The following is a 23990-nucleotide window of genomic DNA, read 5'->3' as shown; positions in this document are numbered from 1 at the left end:
CAGCAGTTAACAGTCGTTCAGTTAAAGTTCAAAAGTTCACGGGTTCACAGGTTCACGAGTTATTGCTTCTTTAATGAAACAACAGCAAATTAAATAACGTAAAGTAAAAAGCTCATGGCTCATAGCTGACAGCTCAAGGCTCATGGCTCACAGCTAAATAAATCAACTTCTATGATTAACAACTATCTAAAAACCGCCTGGCGGAATTTATGGAACAACAGGTTCTATACTGCCATCAATATTTTCGGGCTTGCCATTGGCCTGGCCGTTGGTATAATGATTTTGCTTTGGGTACAAAATGAACTAAGCTATGACGGCTTTCACGCCAATGCAGAGAATATTTATAAAATCAATTCTCATATCGGCAGCGGAACGGGTGCACAGGTTTGGGAAAGTTCCCCGGCGCCGTTGGCGGTGTTTGCCAAAGAATCTGTTCCCGAAGTAAAAAATGCCGCACGTATATTGGGAAGAGGAAGTCTTTTGCTTTCAAATGGTACAAACAAAATACCCGAAGCAAGCAATGCCTATATTGATCCATCTTTCTTTTCCATATTCAGCTTTAAAATGCTGAAAGGCAGTACAGCAAAGCCTTTCAGCAATGACAATTCGGTTGTAATAACTGCATCTACAGCCAAAAAATATTTTGGCGCCACAGATGCTGTCGGGAAAATTCTGACGTATAACGATACCGTCAGTTATACCGTTTCGGGGGTACTGGAAGACTTTCCGCAAAATTCATCCATTCATTATGATATGCTTTTCCCGATGAGCCTGTATGCAAAAAATTTCAGGGGAAATGCAAACAAGAGAACGATTGATGAAGACATGGGTGATTTCCTGTACACCATTTACCTGCAGTTGCAAAACAATGCTTCACCGCAGGTAGCAGCGAAAAAATTATCCAAAATATTTGCGGATAAAAAGAACGCAAAATTTCCTGATAAAAAAGACGAGAATAATAAAAATTTCTTTACGCTGCAATCTCTCACATCCATACATTTAATAACTGCAGATGACAACGCCAGCGCCTTGCAAACAGTAAGAATATTTTTAATCATTGCTATTCTTATTCTTGTTATTGCCTGCATCAATTATGTAAACTTATCTACCGCACGTTCCATGCTGCGCTCCAAAGAAGTAGGCATGCGCAAAATAATCGGTGCCTCAAAATACCAGTTGTTCATGCAATTCATTATTGAATCTGCGGTATTGTTCGCACTGGCTTCCCTGCTTGCATTCATTATTATTTATTTAATGCTGCCACTGTACAACAATATTTCGGGTAAACAGCTTGTATTTAGTTTCAGCGATAAAAACGTTTGGCTTGTTATTGGTTGTTCTGTTCTTGGCACATTAGCAGCCGGCAGCATTTACCCTGCATTATTGCTTATATCATTTAAGCCGCTGGAAGTTTTAAAAGGAAAATTATCTGTTGGTATCGGCGAAACATCCTTCAGAAAAATATTGGTTGTAATACAGTTTGTTTTTTCTGTTGTGCTTATTATCGGCACTATTGTAATTACCAGACAACTGCAATACATAAAAGAAAAAGACCTGGGCTTCGACAGAACGCAGGTATTTTCTTTTACATTGAATAATGACGCATATAATCATTTTGATGCCATACATAATGAACTGCAAAAGCAGCCCGGTATTTTAAGTGTTGCCGCATCTGATAATGGTTTTCTTGGTTATCAAAGAACAACCAGCGATGCCTACTGGAGTGGGAAAGAAGCAGGCAGCACTTTTTTAATTCATCCGAATGGCATAGATGAACATTTGATTCCTTTATTAAAAATGCAGATGGTTGCAGGTGAAAATTTTACAGGCATGCCTGCCGATTCTGCTCATATTATTCTTAATGAAACAGCCGTAAGGCAAACAGGTATAAAAAATCCTGTTGGCAAAACGTTTACCTTATGGCAAAACAAGGCCACCATTGTCGGCGTGGTGAAAGATTTTAATTATACTTCTTTAAAACAGGCCGTTGAGCCAACAGTATTTTATTACACTAAATCAGGTTGGACGGTTTATGTAAAAACCACAGGGAAAGATGCGCCAAAAGCAATTGCCGCTGCACAAAAAATATGGAAAACCTATTCACCTGATTATCCCTTTACCTATTCGTTTTTGGATGAGGATTATAACAATCTGTATCAAAGCGATGAAAAAGCGGGCACATTAATAAAAGCATTTGCAGCAATCGCCATTATCATTTCCTGCCTCGGCCTGTTTGGGTTGATCACATTTACCGCACAGGTAAAAACAAAAGAAATAGGCATACGAAAAGTATTGGGAGCAGGCATTGCAAACATTGCAAACCTGCTGGCAAAAGAATTTTTATTGCTGGTGATTATTGCATTTATAATAGCTGCACCGCTGGCATATATACTGATGCACAAATGGCTCCAGGATTTTGCTTACCGCATTTCCATCAGTTGGTGGATGATTGCTGTTGCAGGAATGGCTGCTGTACTGATTGCTTTGATAACCGTCAGCTTCCAGGCGATAAAGGCAGCGGTGGCCAACCCGGTAAAAAGTTTGAGAACGGAATGAACGGTCAACGGTCAGCAGTTAACAGTCAACAGTCGTTCAGTAAAGTTCAAAAGTTCACGGGTTCGCAGGTTCACGAGTTATTGCTTTTTTAATGAAACCGAGCATGATAATTTTTCTCACACAGGGGAATGTGCATAGCGAGGTTTCATGAGACAACTGAAAAAACAAATATGCACGAATGAAACAACAGTAAATAAATAACGTAAAGCCAAAAGCTGACAGCTCATAGCTGACAGCTCAAGGCTCACAGCTAAATAAATCAACTTCTATGTTTAAAAACTATCTCAAAACCGCATGGCGGAATTTAAAGAACAACAAGGTTTATGCTGCCATAAATATTGTTGGCCTTGCTACAGGGCTGGCTGTTTGTATGACGATAATCTTGTACGTTGAACATGAATCGGGTTATGATACTTTTCATGCAAACGCCGGCCGCATATACTGGATGCAGGGCAAGGTAAAGATGGGCAACGAGTCCATATTTATGCCCAAAATGAGCTTTGCATCCGCCCCGCTGGCCAGGCAGCATGATGCTTCTGTTGAAAGCTTTATGCGTTTGATGAGTTCATATAAGGCGCCCGTAATCCAAAGCAGTGCATCAGCCGGTAAAAAATTTGCTGAAAAAGATTTCCTGTTTGCCGACAGTAACTTTTTCAACTTCTTCTCTTTTAAATTATTGCAGGGAAATAACAAGCAGGTTTTGCAAAAACCTTTTACTGTTGTTATTTCAAGAGAGGCCGCACAGAAATATTTTGGAAAAGAAGACCCTGTTGGCAAAACCATCACCTACAATGATCAATACATTTTTACCATAACAGGCGTTGCCGCAAACACGCCTTCCAATTCAAGTATCCGCTACGATTTTGTGGCATCGGTTCAAAGCCTTGCAGGCATTGATGATTATAAAAAACTGCTGGAATCGCAACAGGTGCAGTTAGGTTCTTTTTCCACGTATTTTTTATTGCGGAATGCAACAGATGCACCCCATCTTGAAGCCACTCTGGTGCAACTTGCAAACAATGCAAATAAAGAGGACGGCAATAATGAAAGCTATATGGCAACGCCGCTCACCAGTACACATTTGCACGCCAATTATGGCGATAGCGCCAATATAAAATATCTCAGGGTTTTTCCTTTTGTTGCATTATTAATATTGTTGCTTGCATTAACCAATTATGTAAGCCTCTCCACTGCGCGTTCTGCCAGCCGTGCCAAAGAAATTGGCGTGAGAAAGGTATTGGGCGCTTCAAAAAAATCAATTGCCATGCAGTTTTTCAGCGAATCAACTGTATATGCTGTTATTTCGTTTTTGCTGGCAGCTATGCTGTGTATCAATTTCCAGCCGTTGTTTTTTAATTTCCTGCACATAAACATTGATGCCGCATTCTTTTATAATCCTTACCTGTTGCTATCGTTTGCTGCATTGTTTGTTGTAACTGTTGTATTGGCCGCTGCTTACCCTTCTATCCTGTTGTCAGCATTTAAGCCGGCCAGGGTTTTATATGGAAAATTCAGCAGGCAAAGCGGCGGCTTAACGGTCAGGAAATTTTTCACTGTTTTTCAATTTTTCATTTCCGTTGCATTGATTATTTGCGCCATTGTTATTGACAGGCAAATGTATTTTTTCAGGCATGCGGATACGGGTGTTAACAGGGAAAATATTGTAATGATACCATTTGAGCCTTCAATAGGAAAACATTTTGCTGCATTCAGGCAGGAAACAGCATCGCTTGCCGGTGTGCAGCAAACAACCGCAGCGCATTATCCCATGTATAAGGGCTATGATATTTTCTTTACAAAAGGAAAAGGCGCCAATACGGATGTTACCCTTCCTGTTTTTTCTGTTGATGAAAATTTTATTCCTATGCTTGGTTTGCAATGGAAGATAAAGCCTGATGCGCCGCTTGATTATAACAAAAACCAGGTGGTTATTAATGAAGAAACAATATCAAAACTTAATCTTGAACACAATAATCCATTGCATGAAAAAATATCTGTGGGAAGCGGAGAGTATGAAGTAGCCGGCGTTTTAAAAAATTTCAACTATCAATCATTGCATGAAAAGATCGGCGCGCTTTGCCTGTTTATTGCTTCCGATACTGCATCCGGCTGGGCGCAGGCCGGCGGCTGCCTGTTCGTAAAAGCAAAAGTGCATGTTAATATGCCGGCGCTTATTCAGCAGATAAAATCTGTTTATGAAAAATACGACCGGCAAAAGCCTTTTGAGTTTACATTTATGGACGATAATTACGAGGCCATGTACACAGCCGAAGACAGGCTCTCAAAAATTTTTGAAACGTTTACCGTACTTACAATCTGTATTGCCTGCCTTGGTTTGTTTGGGCTTATAACATTTATGGCAGAACAGCGCACCAAAGAGATCGGGATAAGAAAAGTATTGGGCGCCAGCGTGCAAAGCATTGTACAAATGCTAAGCAAAGATTTTATAAAGCTTATATTAATAGCGTTTATTGTGGCTGTGCCGGTTGCCTGGTGGGCAATGCATAGCTGGCTTGAAGATTTTGCTTATCGCATATCTGTTGAGTGGTGGATGATTGCTGCGGCAGGCGGCGGGGTATTGCTGATAGCGTTGTTAACGATCAGCTTCCAGGCGATAAAGGCAGCCATGGCGAACCCGGTAAAGAGTTTGAGAACGGAATGAGCGGTCAACGGTCAGCAGTCAACGGTCAGCAGTTAACAGTTAACAGTCAACAGTCGTTCAGTTAAAGTTCAAAAGTTCACGGGTTCACAGGTTCACGGGTTACTGCTTCTTTAATGAAACCGAGCATGATAATTTTTCTCACACAACCTGTCCCGAACCAGCTTCGGGAGGGGAATGTGCATAGCGAGGTTCCATGAGACATCTGAAAAAACAAATATGCACGAATGAAACAACAGTAAATTAAATAACGTAAAGCCAAAAGCTCATGGCTCATAGCTGACAGCTCAAGGCTCATGGCTCACAGCTAAATAAATCAACTTCTATGTTTAAAAACTATTTCTTACTTGCCTTACGCAGTTTTAAAAAAGAAAGGGTAAATGCATTAATAAGTCTTTCAGGTTTAATCATTGGGTTAGCCTCAATTATGCTTGTAGCAGGTTATGTGCATTACGAAACTTCATTTGATAAAAGCTATTCCAATGCCGGCCGCATTTACCGCATAATAAGCACTTATACTAAAAATGACGAAGGGCCTTCGGAGGATGTGCCGGTTGCCTTCGCACCCACGCTGGTTAGAGAAGTTCCCGGAATGACGAAGCAAACCCGTATCATTACTTACATTACTCAGGCGTTGATTAAAAATCAATACGCTGATTTTATGCAAAGTAATGTAGATAGCAGCTTCTTTTCCATTTTCAATTTCCGCTTTATCCACGGCAATCCGAATACTTCGTTGAACAACGATGATAACATAGTGCTTACCGCATCTGTTGCCAGCAGGTTTTTTAATACAACGGATGTAGTGGGCAAACCTTTTATTACAAGAGATAAAACTTTCATTATTACAGGCGTGGTGCAGGATATGCCGCAAAACAGTTTTCTGCAGACAGAAGCTTTTTGTTTTTCCCCTTTATCCAAAAGCATTTCAGTGCTTGATGTATCCGGGCAGTTTTTTGTTGGCAATGCCTTTCTGCTGCTAAACCAAAACATCTCTCTTGCTGATGCGGAAAACAAAATAAAACAGTTTTGCCACAGGTATAAAATGGACGATTACAAAATGGAACTGCAGCCCGTATCGAAGATTCACCTGTATTCGTCAGATATTAAAGGGCAGCCTTCCTACTATAATCTTGGTGATTTGAAATATGTGTATATCTATATCTGTGTAGCCCTGCTGATATTGGCCATAGGTTGCATCAATTTTATAAACCTTTCCATTGCCCGCAGCATGGAACGTACGAGGGAAGTAGGCGTACGCAAAGTATTAGGTGCACGGCGCAAACAACTAATAACACAGTTTGTGGGCGAGGCCGCTGTATATTTCATTATAGCATTTTTTATAGCGCTGGCGCTTGCTGCAACAACCTGGGCGGTATTTACGCAGTTAAGTAATATTAATGCCGGCACCTCATTTTTATTCAATACCGATACGTTGCTGCCCATTGCAGGCGTATGTGTTGTATTCTGCCTGGTATCTGCTTTTTACCCGGCGTTGTTTCTTTCAGGCCTGCAGCCGGTAAATACGTTAAAGGGAGATTACCAGGATGTAAAACTGAATTTCAGTTTAAGAAAAGTATTAATTGTAGTCCAGTTCAGCATTTCCATTATATTGATTGTAGCTACAACCGTAGTGCATTCACAGTTAACCTACCTGAACAACAGACCGCTTGGTTTCAATAAAGATAACCTGGTTTCTTTTAAAATTCCTTTTCTGAAAGAAATGCCGGTAGCTTTTAAAAACGAGTTGCTGCAAAACCCCAATATCAATAATATATCTTTCTCATCCCTGGATATTGGAAAAAGCTTCTCCATGACTTTTAGCATGAAGGATCCCAAAGAAGGATCTGACTCCTCAAAGCTTTTACATGGGGCTATTATAGATGGCGATATGGATTTTGCAAAAACATTTCAGATACCTGTAATTGCCGGAAGGGATTTTTCAACAGGCTTCCCTTCGGATATGGCAAACTATGACAGCATTGCCGGATGGACAGGCGCCACTCCAAGCCGTCCTTTGCTTGTTTCCGAATCATTGGTTAAGCAATTAGGCATTAAAGACCCGATCGGGAAAATTATTGATAAAGATTTTTTTCTCAAAGGAACTATTATTGGCGTGTTTAAAAGTTTCAGCGCCATGTCGCTAAAAGATACAACGCCGATGATTGCCATACGCTGCAAGGCAAACGGGGCACACCTCCCCAATGCTTATGCACGTATAAATGCGTCCAATACAAAATCAACTATAGAAAGTATCGGTAAATTATATAAACAATTTTTTCCGCAGGAGAAATTTGATTTCAGGTTTATTGATGAGCAGATGGCGCATTTGTACGATTCGGAGATAAGGCTCACCAGACTCAGCGACACATTTGCAGGTATAGCCATCGTATTATCGTGCATGGGATTGTTCAGCCTTATTTCGTTGATGGTGCGTAAGCGCACAAAGGAAATAGGCATACGCAAGGTAATGGGCGCTTCTGTAAAAAGCATTGTAATGCTGATAAGTAAAGATTTTTTATGGCTGATTGTTATTTCATTGATTATAGCCACGCCATTAGCCTATATCGCTATGAATAAATGGCTGCAGGGTTACGCAAACCGGACAGGCTTATACTGGTGGATGTTTCTTATAGCAGGTTTGGCCGCATTTGTTATAGCAGCCATAAGCATCAGTTTTAAATCAATTACTGCTGCAAGGGCAAATCCGGTGAAGAGTTTGAGAACGGAATGAACGGTCAACGGTCAGCAGTTAACAGTCAACAGTCGTTCAGTTAAAGTTCAAAGGTTCACGAGTTCACTTGTTCACGGGTTGTTGCTTCTTTAATGAAACCGAGCATGATAATTTTTCTCACACAGGGGAATGTGCATAGCGAGGTTCTCCCGAAGCAAGTTCGGGACAGGCATGAGACATCTGAAAAAACAAATATGCACGAATGAAACAACATTAAATAAATAACGCAAAGTCAGAAGCTCACGGCTCACAGCTGACAGCTTGCAGCTAAAAACATACATCATAAATCAGCTTCCATGTTTAAAAATTATTTCAAAATTGCATGGCGCAACATTTTGCGCAACAAAACTTACTCTGTTATCAACATTGTTGGTCTGGCAATAGGGCTTGCCTGTTTTTTAATGATTACATTGTATGTGCTGGATGAATTAAGCTACGACCGCTTTAATAAAAACGCCGACCGTATTTACCGTATCAATGCCGACATACGTTTTGGCGGCGCAGAATTTCATGCAGCAGTAACATCTGACATGATTGGGCAGGTATTGAAAAAAGATTATCCGCAGGTGGAGCAATATACACGCATTTATAACGGCAACGGTGCTAAACTGATTAAGAAAGGTAACAGCTATATTAAAGAACAAAACGTTGCGCATGTTGATTCCTCTTTTTTTGATGTGTTTACTTTTCCTGCTATTACAGGCAATACACATACTGCATTGAATGATCCCAATACAGTTGTTATTACCGGATCAACTGCAAAAAAATATTTCAACACAACAAATGCTGTTGGCAAAACCATTTCAGTATCCAACAACAATAAGGACGATGTATATAAAATAACTGCGGTGATAAAAGATATGCCAAAGAACAGCCATTTTAATTATGATTTTCTTTTCTCCATAAAGAATAGCGGCTATCAGTGGGGGCAATATGCAAGCCATAATTTTCATACGTACTTATTGCTGGCCAAAGGAACAGATTATAAAGCCTTTAAAAAAAAGTTTGATGATTATGTTACCAGCTATGTGTTTCCTTATCTTCAGCAGTCAATTAAATTAAACAGCATAGATGATTTTAAGAAAAGCGGCAATAAATTAGAATATTCGCTCATTCCCCTTACAAAAATTCACCTGTATTCAGATTATCAATATGAGTTAGCGCCGGGTGGTAATATCCAGTATGTATATATTTTCAGTGCAGTAGCATTGTTTATTTTATTGATTGCCTGCATCAACTTTATGAACCTTACCACGGCACGTTCAGCGAACCGTGCAAAAGAAGTAGGCATTCGGAAAGTACTGGGCACGGGCAAAAAAGAACTTATTTTACAATTCCTCAGCGAATCAATATTAATGGTTTGCATATCGTTGTTAATTGCTGTTGCTATTGTGTGGCTTGCATTGCCGCTGTTTAATGGCGTTGCCAACAAAACCATTTTCATCAGCAATCTTTTTTCGCCTGCCATTTTATTATCACTCGTTTTATTGCCAATAATTGTAGGTTTTATTGCAGGCAGCTACCCCGCATTTTTCTTATCAGCATTTAAGCCTGTTGAAGTGCTGAAAGGCAAATTAAAAATAGGCAGCAAAAGCGGAGGTTTAAGAAGCGTGCTCGTGGTGTTCCAGTTTGCAACATCCATCTTTTTAATCATCGGTACTATTATTATTTATAAACAACTTCATTTTATTCAAACAAAAGATATTGGCTTTAATAAAGACCAGGTACTTATTGTTAATGATGCCTACAGCCTGGGCGATAATACAAAAGTTTTTAAAGATGAAATTTTAAAACTCAGCGGCGTGCAATCTGCAACAATAAGTTCTTATTTGCCAGTAAGTAACTCCAGCCGTAATGACAACTCCTGGTTTTCTACGCCAATAACAGATATAAACAATGGTATTCAAATGCAGGATTGGACAGTTGATGAAGATTATGTGCCAACGATGGGCATGCAAATTATCCAGGGGCGAAATTTTTTAAAAGATTTTCCGGGCGATTCTTCGGCAATCATTATTAATGAAACAACGGCAAAATTACTGAACAGAAAAGACTTGCTTAACTCAAAAATTTACAATCTTGAAGGCAGCGACGGCCATCCTGTTGCATACACTATTATCGGCGTGGTAAAGAATTTCAATTTTGAATCGCTTCATCAAAATGTTGGGCAATTATGTTTACAGCTTAGCAAATATGGCGGCGGCTTTGTTGCGTTTAAAGTAAATGCAGCCAATATCCGCAACATTGTAAGCGCAACAGAAAATAAATGGAAAACACTTGCACCATCCATGCCTTTCAGCTATCGTTTTTTAGATGAATCGTTTAATGAAATGTATGATGCAGAGCAGCGTGTGGGTAAAATTGCATTGATATTTTCCGTGCTTGCCATTGCCATTGCATGTTTGGGTTTATTCGGTCTTGCCACATTTATTGCAGCGCAAAGAACAAAAGAAATCGGCATAAGAAAAGTTTTAGGCGCAAGCGTAAGCGGCATTGTACAAATGCTTTCAAAAGATTTTGTAAAGCTTGTCGCCATTGCATTCATCATCGCAGTTCCGCTGAGCTGGTATTTAATGCACAAATGGCTGCGGGATTTTGCTTATCGTATTAACATTAGCTGGTGGATGTTTGCAGTAGCAGGTTTTGTTGCATTGATGATTGCAGTAACAACGGTAAGCTTCCAGGCAATAAAAGCGGCGCTGGCCAACCCAGTGAAGAGTTTGCGAACGGAGTAGGGCGGCCTATCCCAAACCTCCCGATTTTTTCGGGAGGCTTATAAGCCGCTGAATATATAAACAACATTAAAAAATCACGCTCTCCTAAATCCTCTCCTTTGGAGAGGATTTAGGAGAGGCCGGCTGGTACTGTTCGCACATAACATTCCTAATGTCCGGTATCGAACAGTTTTCTTTTGCAGTATTTTCCAAGTGGTTGATTTTTAGCTTATTTTTCGTTGGCATACCAGTTGAAAAAATCAACATCAGAAATACATCTTATGCTAAAAAACTATTTTAAAACTGCCTGGAGAAATCTTAAACGTAATAAAACGTATTCCTTCATCAACATTGCAGGTATTGCCATTGGCCTTGCCGCATTCTGGCTTATTGCTTTATATGTGGGCGATGAGTTGAGTTACGATCGTTCATTTGCCAATGCCGGCAGCATATACCGCATTGCGCAACATGCTAACTGGAAAGGTGGCAGCATAAACCTTGCCTTAAACCCGCCACCGCTTGGGCCGGCACTGGCAGAAAAATTTCCTGAAGTGGAGCAGAGTGTGCGCATTGATGCAGAAGGCGGCGGTGTTATAAAATTCAATAGCAACAGTTTTAAACAAAACGATATTTTCTTTGCTGACAAGAACTTCTTCAGCACGTTTGATTATACGTTTGCTGAAGGCAATGCAGCGGCTGCTTTGTTGCAGCCCGGCACAATTGTTATTACAGAAAGCCTTGCGAAAAAGATTTTTGGAAATACTTCCGGCGCACTAAATCAAACTATCTATTTTGGTGACAGCGAGCCTGTAAAAATTACCGGTGTTATAAAAGATGTGCCGCAAAATTCGCATTTGCAATTCAGCGGCATCCGTTCCATGTATGTTGTTCCAAACGATCAGAATACCTGGCAAAACCTTTATTTATACAATTATATTCTTTTAAAGAAAGGCGCTGATGTAAACGCTTTCGAAAAAAAGCTGAATGCTTTTGGTATGCAAACCATTGCCAAAGAAATGGGTATTAAAGATTATCACATGGAGCTGCAGCCGCTCACTTCTATTCACCTGCATTCAAACCTGCAATATGAATTAAGCACCAACAGCAGCATCAGCCGTGTGTATATTTTTATTGCCATTGGCATATTGATATTGCTGATTGCATTGATCAATTACATGAACCTTTCAACGGCACGTACCGCCGTAAGGGTTAAAGAAATTGGTATAAGAAAAGTGGTCGGCTCAAGCCGCAGTAACCTCGCAGGATTGTTTATTGCAGAAGCATTGCTGGTAACATTCATTGCTGCTTTAATTGCCGTATTGGTGGTAGAAGCCGGCATGCCTTTCTTTAATGAAGTATCCGGCAAGCACCTGGATACCTGGCGTTTTGGAACATGGTACACTGCTGGTTTTGTTGTGCTGTTTGCAGCAGCAGCGGGTTTTGCAAGCGGCAGTTACCCCGCCATATTTCTTTCCCGCTTTAAAATGATACCCTCTTTAAAAGGCCAGTTGGGCAATATGCAAACAAGCGCCTTATTGCGCAAATCGCTGGTGGTATTCCAGTTTATAATTGCCGTATTTCTCATCAGCGGTTCATTTATTATTTACAGGCAATTGCAATATGTAAATAATAAAGACCTTGGCTTTAATAAAGCGCAGGTGCTTACTTTTCATATTGATGATATGAAAGTGCGCAACGAAATTCCTGCATTAAAAACCGCGTTGCTGCAAAATCCTGTTATTGAAAGTGCAGGCGTAGCCGGCAACGCAATCGGCGATAATTATTTAGGCGGCCACGATTTTGCTTTTGAGAAGAATGGCGTTATGCAGCCTTCATCAACCATGGCAAAACAATTATTGATTGATGAAGATTTTTTAAAAACAATGAATATTCAATTACTGCAGGGCAGAAATTTTTCGAAAGATATGCAAACCGACCAGTACGGCGCCATGCTTATTAATGAAACATTGATGAAGCAACTGGGTTATACAAACGCTGTAGGAAAGAAGTCAGAATATCGTGTAAACCAGTCTATGGATATAAGCCGCCGCACAATTGTTGGTGTGGTAAAAGATTTTCATTTTTCATCGCTGCAACATAAAATAGAACCGATGGTATTGCTAATGCCGCCGGCTGCGGGTGAACAGGATAACCTGTATGTGAGGATTGCGAAAGGCAAGATTGCTGAAGGGCTTGCCTGTCTCAAAAAAACATATTCAAAATTCGATAGTCAGCATACAGCCGATTTTACTTTTTTGGATGAGGCATTCGCCAAACAATATGCTGCCGAACAAAAGCAGGAGCAGCTTTCATTTGTGTTTACGATGCTCGCTTTTATAATAGCCTGCCTTGGTTTAAGCGGCCTTGTAATGTTCACCGTATCGCAGCGTGTTAAGGAAATTGGTATAAGAAAAGTGCTGGGCGCTTCAGTTGGTTCGGTTACGGTTATGCTTGGAAAGAATTTTATGCAACTGGTTTTAATTGCAACCATCATTGCCTTACCAATTGCATGGTTTGCCATGCATAAATGGCTGCAGGATTTTGCCTACAGGATAGATATGCATTGGTGGATGTTTTTAATACCGGGCCTGATTGCTGTTTCAATTGCCTTGATAACGGTTTGCGCACAGGCAATAAAAGCGGCGCTGGCCAACCCGGTGAAGAGTTTGCGAACGGAATGATGACGTGAAGCGTGAATCGTCAAACGTGAAAGCTCGAAGCTCATGGCCCACAGTTTGCAGCTTGTAGCGTTCAAAGGTTCACGAGTTCACTTGTTCACGGGTTGTTGCTTCTTTAATGAAACCGAGCATGATAATTTTTCTCACACAGCCTGTCCCGAACCAGTTTCGGGAGGGGAATGTGCATAGCGAGGTTCTCCCGAAGCAAGTTCGGGACAGGCATGAGGCCATTAAAAAACAAATATGCACGAATGAAACAACAGTAAATAAATAACGTAAAGTCAGAAGCTCACGGCTCAAAGCTCGCAGCTCATAGCTTGAAACTTGCAGCTAAACAACCCCTGAACTTGTACACTTTATCAAAACCCGTTCACCGCCGTACAAAAAACTGTCCGATATCGGACAGTTTTTTGCATTAGCCAATCCTAAATAGTTAAAAAACAACCTTTTAAACGCCTGGCATTTTCGTTGTAAAATTTTGGAGACAGTTATTGCTATGCATGATAGCGACAAACAATTATTCCTGTAACAAAACTTTTTTCCCATGTTTAAAACCTATTTGAAAACAGCGTGGCGCAATGTGATGAAGAGCAAAATGTTTTCGCTCATTAACATCGTTGGCTTATCTGTAGGCCTTACCTGCTGCATACTGATAACGCTGTATATTCTGAATGAAACAAGTTATGATGCCCATCATAAAAATGCAGGCAATATTTACCAGGTTGGCAGCGAATTTACAGGCCTTGGCAACTTTAAGAAACTGCCCAATACGCCGGCTGCGCTGGGTGAAACCATGCAACATGTTTTTCCCGAAATAGAGCAAACAACAAGAATAGCGCGCCTGTATAGCGAAGACAAAACCCTGCTGCAATACAATGAAGGGAATGGCGCTGTGAAATCCTTTTATGAAACGAAAGGCTTTCTTGCCGATTCAACCTTCTTCCGCATGTTCTCCTACAATTTTGCTGAAGGCGATCCGCAATCGGCATTAAACAATCCCAATACGGTTGTGCTGTCTGATGATGTGGCAAAAAAGATATTCGGCAGCCAGCCGGCATTGCATAAAGTAATTCATATAAGCAGCAGCACAAACGGCGACCATGATTTTTTGGTTACCGGTGTTTTCAGGCCCGTTAATAAACCTTCGCATATTGACGGCAGGTTTTTTATGAGCATGATGGGCGGCAATATGGAACAGGCCATCAACAGGCAGGGCGCTAATCTTGCCACAAACAATTACTTTTTTACTTACCTGCAATTAAAACCAGGCGCTAACGTTGCAAACCTGGTGGCTAAGTTTCCTGCGTTTATAGATAAATATGCGGGGAAAGATTTAAAAGCCGTTGGTTTTTCAAAGAAGCAATTCTTAGTGCCGCTCAGGCAAATTCATCTTACTGAAGATGTAAAAAATAATGTTACCCCCGGGGGCAGCGTAACCTATTTATATATTCTTGGCTCTATAGCTTTATTCATTTTATTGATTGCCTGCATTAATTTTATGAACCTTGCTACTGCTCAATCCGCAAAACGGTCAGCAGAAGTGGGTATAAGAAAAGTATTGGGCGCAGAAAAGAAATGGCTGGTAATGCAGTTCCTGGGCGAAGCGGTTTTAATGAGCTTATTTGCATTATTGCTGGCTTTTGCATTTGCCCGGCTGCTATTGCCTTTATTCAACGTTGTTTCCGGCAAGCAGCTTACACTGTCATTTACAGAAAACATTGGCCTTATTGCTGTATTTGCTGCACTGGCGGTAATTACGGGGTTAATAGCCGGCAGCTATCCTGCATTTTATCTTTCTTCCTTCAATCCCGCAAAGGTTTTAAAAGGCAAATTCTCCAATTCGCTTTCTGCCATAACACTGCGCAGGGCGCTGGTGGTTTTTCAGTTTATTATTTCGGTTGTATTGATCATTGCATCGGTTGTGATTAATGCTCAGATGAAATTCCTGCGCTCCGCCGATCTCGGGTTTGAGCAAAACCGGCAAATTGTAATCCCGTTGCGCAGCGGCCATGCCAAGGAAATGTATGGTGCGCTGAAAGATGCATTATTAAGCCGGTCATATATAAGCAATGTAGGCGCATCGTTGTATTATCCCGGCATATCAAACGCGGCTGATAATATTTTTTTTAAAGATGGCGAAAGTATGCAGCAGGGCAAGGATGTAAAGATGAATTATATTGATACGCGCTTTTTGCAAACGCTCGGTATTAAGCCGCTTGCCGGCAGGCTGTTCTCAGACGATTATTATGCGCAGGATACCACAATTGCCGCCGTGGTATTGAATGAAAGCGCCATAAAGGCTTTAGGCTTTGCCAATGCACAGCAGGCCATTAACCAAAAGCTGCACTTTACATTTGACGACTCCATGTATAATTTCAATATTGCCGGCGTAGTGAAAGATTTTCACTACGAAGACCTGCACCTGCCCATTGGCCCTTTTGGTTTTATGCTCAACGTACCGCCGCAGTTTAATTATGCCATTGTGCATATTAAACCGGGCGATATGGCGGCGGCTTTGCAGGCTGTTCAGAACACCTGGCATACGCTTAATGCAACTGAACCTTTTGATTACAGTTTTCTGGATAAGGATTTCCAGGAAAATTATGATGCGGAAAATAAACTGTCGGCCATTGTGGGCGACTTTACCATTCTCGCTATTCTTATTTCATGCCTGGGCTTATTTGGCCTGGCCACCTTTAGCGCAGAACAGCGCATTAAGGAAATCGGGGTGCGCAAAGTATTAGGCGCCAGCGTTACAAGCATTGTTGCATTATTATCGAAAGATTTTCTGAAGCTGGTGGGCATAGCCGTAATTATTGCTTCGCCATTGGCCTGGCTCATTATGAGCAAGTGGCTGCAAAGTTTTACTTACCGCACACACATAAGCTGGATGGTTTTTTTAATAACCACATTGGCTGCGTTGCTGATGGCATTATTAACGATCAGTTTCCAGGCTATAAGAGCGGCGGTTGCCAACCCGGTGAAAAGCTTAAGAACGGAATGAAGAAAAGCTATTAGCCATTGGCTGTTGGCTAATAGCTAAAGGCTAACAGCCAACAGCTACTCATAACATACAACTTAAAACTTGCAGCCATGTTTAATAATTATTTCCCTGCACAACACTTCCTGAAAACCGCATGGCGGAATATGATACGCAGCAAAGCGTTTTCTATTATTAATATTTCAGGATTAGCGTTGGGGCTGGCCTGCAGCCTGCTGATATTTCTTTGGATAAATGATGAAAGAAATGTTGATACATTCAATACCGGCAAAAATATCTACGCCGTTTATGAACGTATTTATTCAGAAGGGAAAGTTGAGGCAGGGCCATGGACGCCGGGATTACTGGCAACAGAATTAAAACGAAATATCCCTGAAATAAAATATGCCAGCGCTTTCTGGAATACGGATGCTGAAAATGATGAAAATGTGTTTCGCGTGGGTGATAAAAGCATAAGCGTAAAAGGCTGCCATGCCGATAGCGATTTCTTTAAAATGTTCAGCTATCCTTTGCTGGAAGGCACGGCGGCATCGGCATTATCAGGCCCCGATGCCATTGCCATTTCAAAAACAATGGCAGATAATTTTTTTGGCAGCCCCGCTGCAGCAATCGGAAAAACCATCCGGTATAATAACTGGGGAACGGAAGATTTTAAAATTACTGCGGTGTTTGATGTGCCTGCCAATGCTTCGCAAAAATTCGATTTTACATTGAACTGGGATCACCAGCTAAGAACAGTAGGGTGGCTGAAGGACTGGATTTACCGCAGCCCGGAAACATTTGTTCAATTGCAGCCAAATGCAGACCCTGCAAAAGTAGCAGCCAAAATAAAAAATTTTATTACGCCTTATTTAAACGCAGCCACGGCAGGTGGCATTCATACCGAGCTCGGCTTACAGCCTTTTGATGAAATGTATCTTAATTCCAGTTTCAAAAATGGTGTACCTGCCGGCGGCAGAATTGAATATGTACAATTATTCAGCATCATAGCTGTTTTTATTTTACTGATTGCCTGCATCAACTTCATGAACCTGGCCACCGCGCGTTCTGTAAAACGGGCAAAAGAAGTAGGCATCCGTAAAACAGTTGGTGCATTAAGATGGAAACTTATTATGCAGTTTATCGGCGAAGCCATGCTGCTCACTTTCTTCGCTATAATCGCTGCATTAATTTTAGTAAATATTGCGTTGCCATTTTTCAATACACTCACCGGTAAACAAATTATATTTCCTTTCGCATCCCTTTCTTTCTGGCTTATTATACTTGCACTGCTTGTAATTACAGGCATTGTGGCAGGCAGCTATCCCGCATTGTTTTTATCATCGCTCAATCCGGTTAAAGTATTAAAAGGCTCATTAAAATTCAGCCCCAATGCATTACTGTTCCGCAAAGGGTTGGTAGTATTCCAGTTTGTACTTTCCATTGTAATGATAACAGGCGCCATCATTATCTCCCAACAAATACAGTATGTGCAAACCGCTAACCTTGGCTATAATAAGGCGAACCTTGTTTACATTCCTTTCCAGGGCGATTTGGGAAGCAGGTTTGAATTGTTCCGGCAACAGCTTTCAACTTTGCCGGGCATACAAGGCGTTACCATGAATACAGAACCGCCTTCAAACATTGCCGCTCACGTGTATAACCTTGAATGGGAAGGTAAAAATCCAAATGATAAAGTAGTAGCAATTCACAACGGTATTGGATATGATTATTTGAAGATGATGAATATTCCCGTAATACAAGGGCGGGGCTTCAGCAGGGATTTTCCAAACGATACAGCCAAGCATACTTTTCTTATCAATGAAACATTACTGAAATTAACCGGGCTTAAAAATCCTGTTGGCAAAAGGCTTCATTTTTTTGACTATACAGGCACTATAGCAGGCGTAGTAAAAGATTTTCATTTAACCTCTTTACACGATCCCATTCAACCGCTGGTGCTGTATTGGGGAGAACATGAGGGTTGGGGAAGTGTGCTTGTAAAAACACAGGCCGGCAAAACACAGCAAGCCATTGCCGGCATGGAAAAAGTATTCAGGCAAATGGAACCAGGATTTCCTTTCCGCTATCATTTTGTTGATGAGGATTACCAAAAATTATATACAAGTGAAATAACGGTAAGCAAGCTGGCCAACTGCTTTTCGTTATTTGCTGTTTTCATTTCCTGTCTCGGTTTGCTTGGCCTTACCATGTTCACTGCCGAACAACGCAGAAAAGAAATTGGGGTACGAAAAGTTATTGGTGCAAGCATAAGTGATATTGTAACGATGCTGTCTAAAGACATTATAAAGCTGGTTGTTATTTCAGCCATTATTGCCACGCCTGTTGCATGGTGGGCCATGAACAACTGGCTGCAGAATTTTGCTTACCGGATAAACATTAGCTGGTGGATATTTTGTATAGCAGGAATGCTGGCATTATTAATTGCACTGGCAACGATAAGCTGGCAGGCAATAAAAGCGGCAACGGCCAACCCGGTAAAGAGTTTGAGAACGGAATGAAAATAAGCTGTTAGCCATTGGCTGTTGGCTAATAGCTAAGCTAAAACTAACAGCTCACTTATAACGTAAAACGTACAACTTAAAACTTGTAACCATGTTCAAAAACTATCTCAAAACCGCAATCAGGAATTTTTGGAAAAATAAAGCCACAACAGCCATCAATATGCTCGGCTTATCAGTAGGCATCAGTGCCTCTGTGGTTATTTTTTTGATAGTGCAGTACGATTACAGCTTTGATAAATGGGAACCAAACAGTCAAAACACATACAGAATGGTTACCAAAATGGGCGGCTTCGGCACAACCGGCGGCGTTTCGCTTATTGCGCCGAAGGCAATTAAAGAAAAAATACCGGGCATAGAAACTATGGCGCATTTTATCAGGTCTCCCTTTGATAACTTTACTGCATCTATTCCGCAGGCAGGCGAACCTGTTCCAAAAACTTTCAAAGATGTTAAAGACATGGTTTTTGCCGATGAAAATTATTTTAAAATATTCCCGCATCAATGGCTGGCGGGTAATGTGCAGTCATTATCGCAACTGAACAATGTGGTGCTTTCCCTTTCTGTTGCCAAAGAATATTTTCCCGGTCTGCCGGCCGATAAAATTATCGGTAAGGAAATTGTATTCAACGACAGCATTAATACGATTGTGTCGGGCATTGTAGCGGATGTAAAAGCCAATACAGATTTTGACAATAAAATTTTTATTTCCCTTCCAACATTCATGAACACAAGCCTGAAAAAAACATTGGAAGAAGGCTGGACAGCGCTTGCATATCAGTCCCAATGCTTTTTTGTTTTACATCAGGGAACGGATGCCGCTAATGTGAATGCCCAGATTAAAAGACTGTATGTGGATAACGAAAAAGGAATGGAGCCTTCTCAAATGTTTATTGGTAGCATTCAGGCATTGAAGGATATTCATTTCGACACAAATATAGATGGCACAGTGGAGAAATCTACGCTGAGAAATTTAAGTATGCTTGCCCTGTTTTTATTATTGCTGGGCATTATTAATTTTATTAACCTTTCTACAGCGCAATCAACGCTTCGTGCAAAAGAAATTGGCGTACGCAAAACATTTGGCAGCAGCAAAAAGCAAATCATTTATCAGTTCTTGGCCGAAACATTTTTAATTACAGTTTGTGCAACATTACTGGCTATTATGCTGTCGCCGTTTTTGCTTTATATATTCAGAGACTTTATGCCTGAAGGGCTGGATGTAAACCAATTATCCCAGCCTGTTATCATTATTTTTCTGGTTGCCATAATTATCGTTGTTACGCTGCTTGCCGGATTATATCCTGCATTTGTTCTAACAAAATTTAGCCCTGCGTTGGTGTTAAAAAGCCAGATTATCAGCAGCGGAAAATCACGCAGCGCATGGGTGCGGCAGACATTAACCGTTTTTCAGTTTGTAATTGCGCAGGTATTTTTAATTGTTGTTATTATAGTAGGCAGGCAAATTCATTTTGAGTTGAATAAAAATATCGGCATGAGAAAGGATGGGATTGTTTCATTTCAGTTGCCGGATGTTTCTCATAATGTTGGATTGTACAACTTAAATCAGAAAAACGAGAAATATGTTTTGCTAAATGAGCTGAAAAAGATACCGCAACTGCAAAATATATCTTTATCAACTGCAACACCTGTAATGCTTGGGTGGGCAGCCCGGACGCTTGAATGGAATTATAAAGGCAGGAAAACAGCATTTAATAATGTTCATACACGGACCGTTGACAGCAATTATATTAAATTGTTCCATCTTCAATTGCTTGCAGGCAATAACCTGAGCGTTAATACGAACAGTAAAATAACCGATGTATTAATCAATGAAACGCTGCTTCACCAAATGGGCTTAATCAATCCGCAGGAAGTGATAGGCAAATATGTGTACATTGGCGATACCGGCCGGATTACCGGAGTAGTTAAAGACTTTACGACCATGTCTTTGCACAACCCGATTAAGCCGACGATTATTGTTGCAGATAATTCAAATATTGCAAGTTTGATTTCCATAGGTCTTCCCAATGACCCGTCAGCATGGAAAACTGTTTTAGATAGAATAGAAAAGGCATATAAATCGGTTTATTCCGTTGATGATTTAAATTATACTTTTTTGGATGATACTGTTAAGCGTTTATATAAAAATGACATGCGCCTTTCAGCCTTATTAAAATGGGCAACAGGCCTGGCCATTTTTATCAGTTGTTTGGGGCTGCTGGGTTTGGTAAGCTTTATGGCAAATCAAAAAACCAAAGAAATTGGTATAAGAAAAGTGTTAGGTGCAAGTGTTGTGCAAATTATCGCATTGCTTTCAAAAAGCATGATAAGATTGGTTGGACTTGCATCAGTCATTGCCTTTCCTGTTGCATGGTATTTTTCCCACGAATGGCTGCAGGACTTTGCGTTCAGAACAAAGCTTAGCTGGTGGATATTTTTAACGAGCGGAATAGGTATGTTACTGATTGGGTTAATTGTACTTTGTTTAAGAACAATAAAAGCCGCTATGACAAATCCCGCGAAAAGTTTGCGAACGGAATGATATACGTGAATCGTCAATCGTGAAACGTGAATAAAAAAAATCGGTTAATCAGTTAAATCATATAAATCGTGGTCAATGTTTAAAAATTACTTCCCTGCACAACACTTCGTGAAAACAGCGTGGCGGAATTTGATAAAGAACAGGATGTATTCTTTAATCAATATACTTGGCCTAACCATAGGTCTATGCGCCTGCATGATTGTAGCTACTGTTGTAATTGACGATTTGAGCTACGACAGGCAATGGAGCCGGGGCAATGATCTGTACAGGATCATAACCATTGATAAAATGGGCGAAGGTTTGTACGATCGTTTTGCTTCAACTTTCCCCGGCCTGTCGGACAAACTAAGAACAGACTTTCCTGAAGCAGAGGCCGTTGCCCAACTATATAATGATGAGGACAGGTTTAAGCTTAATAATGACGACCCGAACGGCGCAAATATTTCTATCCTGTATGCCGATACCTCGATATGGCAAATGCTTGATATAAAAGTGCTCGCCGGTAATCCCCGCAATTATGTGGCCGGCACGGGTAATATTGTTATCACGGAAGGTTTCAGAAAGACATATTTCCCAAAAGAAAACCCTGTGGGAAAAATCATTTACAATGTTCCTGCTTTTGCTGCAAAGCCAAAACCGTATTTAATTACAGGCGTTATTAAAGACATTCCCTCCAACAGTATATTCCGCTCGCAGGCCATTGTGCTGAATGAATCTTATGCAGGATTTACTTCCAATAATTTTATTTTGGTAAAACCGGGTACCGATATTGAAAAGTTTACTGCGAAGGTAAATAAGTGGTATGCGGGTTCTGTTACAGCAAAAACAGGCCGTCAATTCGGATTTCAGCCCGTGAAAGAGGTGTACCTGCATTCAGATTTTGCACAAAACCAGAAAGTAAAAGGCAACATTAAAAACATCTATATTTTTTCGGGCGTGGCCTTGTTGCTGCTGGTTATTGCCTGTATAAATTTTGTAAATCTCAGTACTGCAAGAGCTATTCAAAGATTACGTGAAACAGGTGTGCGAAAGATTTTAGGCGCCGCACGCAGGCAGCTTATTTTCCAGTTTCTCACAGAGTCGCTGTTGTTTTTCTTTATAGCAGCCATACTGGCAACACTCATTTACAGTGTATCGCTTCCTTTGGTTGAAAAATATCTTGAACATAGTTTATCGCAAACATTTATTTCCAGGTATTATTTGCAGGCAGCAGGGTATGCTGCAGTGCTTGCTATAAGCCTCCTCACCGGTTTTTATCCCGCCTGGATCATGTCTGGCTTTAAGCCCGCTGCTGCATTAAGAGGCAACCTGTTTTCAGGCGGTACAGGCAGCCGGGACATTGTAAGAAAGAGTTTGGTGGTGGTGCAATTCTCTATTTCCATAATTGTCTTAACAGACCTGATAATAGTGCAGCAACAGGTTGTTTTCATGAAACAAAAAGACATTGGGTTTAACAAAAACAATTTATTGAATATTGGTTCTGTATCATGGGATAATAAAGGGCAGGCTTTCAAAAATGAGTTGCTCAGGCAGCCGGGAGTGGAATGTGCAAGCATTACTCCATGGGCGCCCACAAGTGCCGGTTACATGATAAGGGATATTGATGACCCTAATCATGCAGGCAATAAATTAACGGTATGGTTCATTGAAGGGGATGTTGATCTCGTAAAAACACTCGGTCTTCATTTAACAGAAGGAAGATTGCTGGATGCATCTTTTGCAAACGATGAGATGAACCAGGACTCATTAACAAGACTGGATTCGGCAAAGTTCATAGCGGAGGCCGGCGCACAATCTTCTGTCATTACTTCTTATACCGCAAGGCGGTTACAGGTAAAGAACCTGAACGTTCCTATCAAAGGAGCGCTGACATCCCCTGTAGGAATTGTGGCAGATTTCAACAGCGAATCCTTAAAAAACCCTTTGCAGCCTACTGTTATTATCGCAGAAAAATCACCGGATTTTGGCGGGATGCTGGTAAGGGTACAACCCGGTTCTGAAAAGCAGGTTATGGCATCCATCAATAAATTATGGCGGCAGTTTTATCCTGATAAACTATTGGATATACAGTGGGTAGATGATATGCTGGCCAAACAGTACAAGGCTGAAAGCAGGCTGCAGCAACTGTTTATTTTCTTCAGCAGCCTGAGCATGTTTCTTGCGGCCCTCGGCATTTTTGGTTTGATTGCAGAGGCCACGGCACAGCGTGTTAAGGAAATCGGGATAAGAAAAGTACTGGGCGCCTCCGTTAATTCCATTGTACGGTTATTCTCCCTTGATTTTTTGAAGCTGGTCGTTATTGCCGTCATTATCGCATCACCGGTTGCCTGGTGGCTGATGCACCAATGGTTGCAGGATTTTGCTTACAGGATAAATATTAGCTGGTGGATGTTTGCAGCAGCCGGTATTTCGGCCATACTGATTGCTTTAATTACCATCAGCTTCCAGGCCATAAAAGCGGCCATGGCGAATCCGGCCGCAGCATTACGGAGCGAATAGCGGAATAATTGAGGTGAATGGTGAATAGTCAATAGTGAGTGATGAAAAGGTCAGAAGCGCGTGGCTCAAGGCTCACAGCTTGTAGCCCGAAGCTTGATAAAAA

The 23990-nt window shown here is 41.0% G+C and carries 9 protein-coding genes; all 9 read left to right on the top strand.

The features are described from left to right. The first annotated feature begins 171 nt into the window (after positions 1-171). The 9 genes from QM629_RS03645 to QM629_RS03605 all read left to right on the top strand — a co-directional run bounded on the left by QM629_RS03645 (position 172) and on the right by QM629_RS03605 (position 23887). Complete coding sequence (locus QM629_RS03645; RefSeq protein ID WP_415157295.1) at positions 172-2556, top strand: ABC transporter permease; 2385 nt, start codon at positions 172-174, stop codon at positions 2554-2556. Positions 2557-2824: 268 nt separating this feature from the next. After that, entirely contained in the window at positions 2825-5218 is a 2394-nt protein-coding gene (locus tag QM629_RS03640; RefSeq protein WP_415157293.1) for an ABC transporter permease, read from the top strand. Between the two features lie 322 nt (positions 5219-5540). Next, positions 5541-7949: an FtsX-like permease family protein gene (locus QM629_RS03635; protein ID WP_415157291.1), complete on the top strand. Its 2409-nt coding sequence runs from the start codon at positions 5541-5543 to the stop codon at positions 7947-7949. Positions 7950-8245: 296 nt separating this feature from the next. After that, positions 8246-10684 carry an ABC transporter permease gene (locus QM629_RS03630; protein WP_415157289.1) on the top strand — a complete coding sequence of 813 codons (2439 nt, stop codon included), beginning with the start codon at positions 8246-8248 and terminating at the stop codon, positions 10682-10684. A gap of 260 nt (positions 10685-10944) precedes the next feature. After that, a complete protein-coding gene (locus QM629_RS03625; RefSeq protein WP_415157287.1) occupies positions 10945-13344 on the top strand; it encodes an ABC transporter permease in 2400 nt (799 codons plus the stop codon). A gap of 541 nt (positions 13345-13885) precedes the next feature. Then, positions 13886-16345, top strand: a complete 2460-nt coding sequence (locus QM629_RS03620; protein WP_415157285.1) for an ABC transporter permease — start codon at positions 13886-13888, stop codon at positions 16343-16345. A gap of 89 nt (positions 16346-16434) precedes the next feature. Further along, positions 16435-18843 carry an ABC transporter permease gene (locus tag QM629_RS03615; protein WP_415157283.1) on the top strand — a complete coding sequence of 803 codons (2409 nt, stop codon included), beginning with the start codon at positions 16435-16437 and terminating at the stop codon, positions 18841-18843. A 94-nt stretch (positions 18844-18937) separates the two neighbouring features. Then, positions 18938-21388: an ABC transporter permease gene (locus QM629_RS03610; RefSeq protein ID WP_415157281.1), complete on the top strand. Its 2451-nt coding sequence runs from the start codon at positions 18938-18940 to the stop codon at positions 21386-21388. A gap of 75 nt (positions 21389-21463) precedes the next feature. Then, positions 21464-23887: an FtsX-like permease family protein gene (locus tag QM629_RS03605; RefSeq protein WP_415157279.1), complete on the top strand. Its 2424-nt coding sequence runs from the start codon at positions 21464-21466 to the stop codon at positions 23885-23887. Positions 23888-23990 lie beyond the last annotated feature (103 nt).

The sequence above is a fragment of the Parafilimonas sp. genome (genome assembly GCF_047606085.1).
GTDB lineage: Bacteria > Bacteroidota > Bacteroidia > Chitinophagales > Chitinophagaceae > Parafilimonas.
This window is presented reverse-complemented; position numbering and strand designations above follow the sequence as displayed.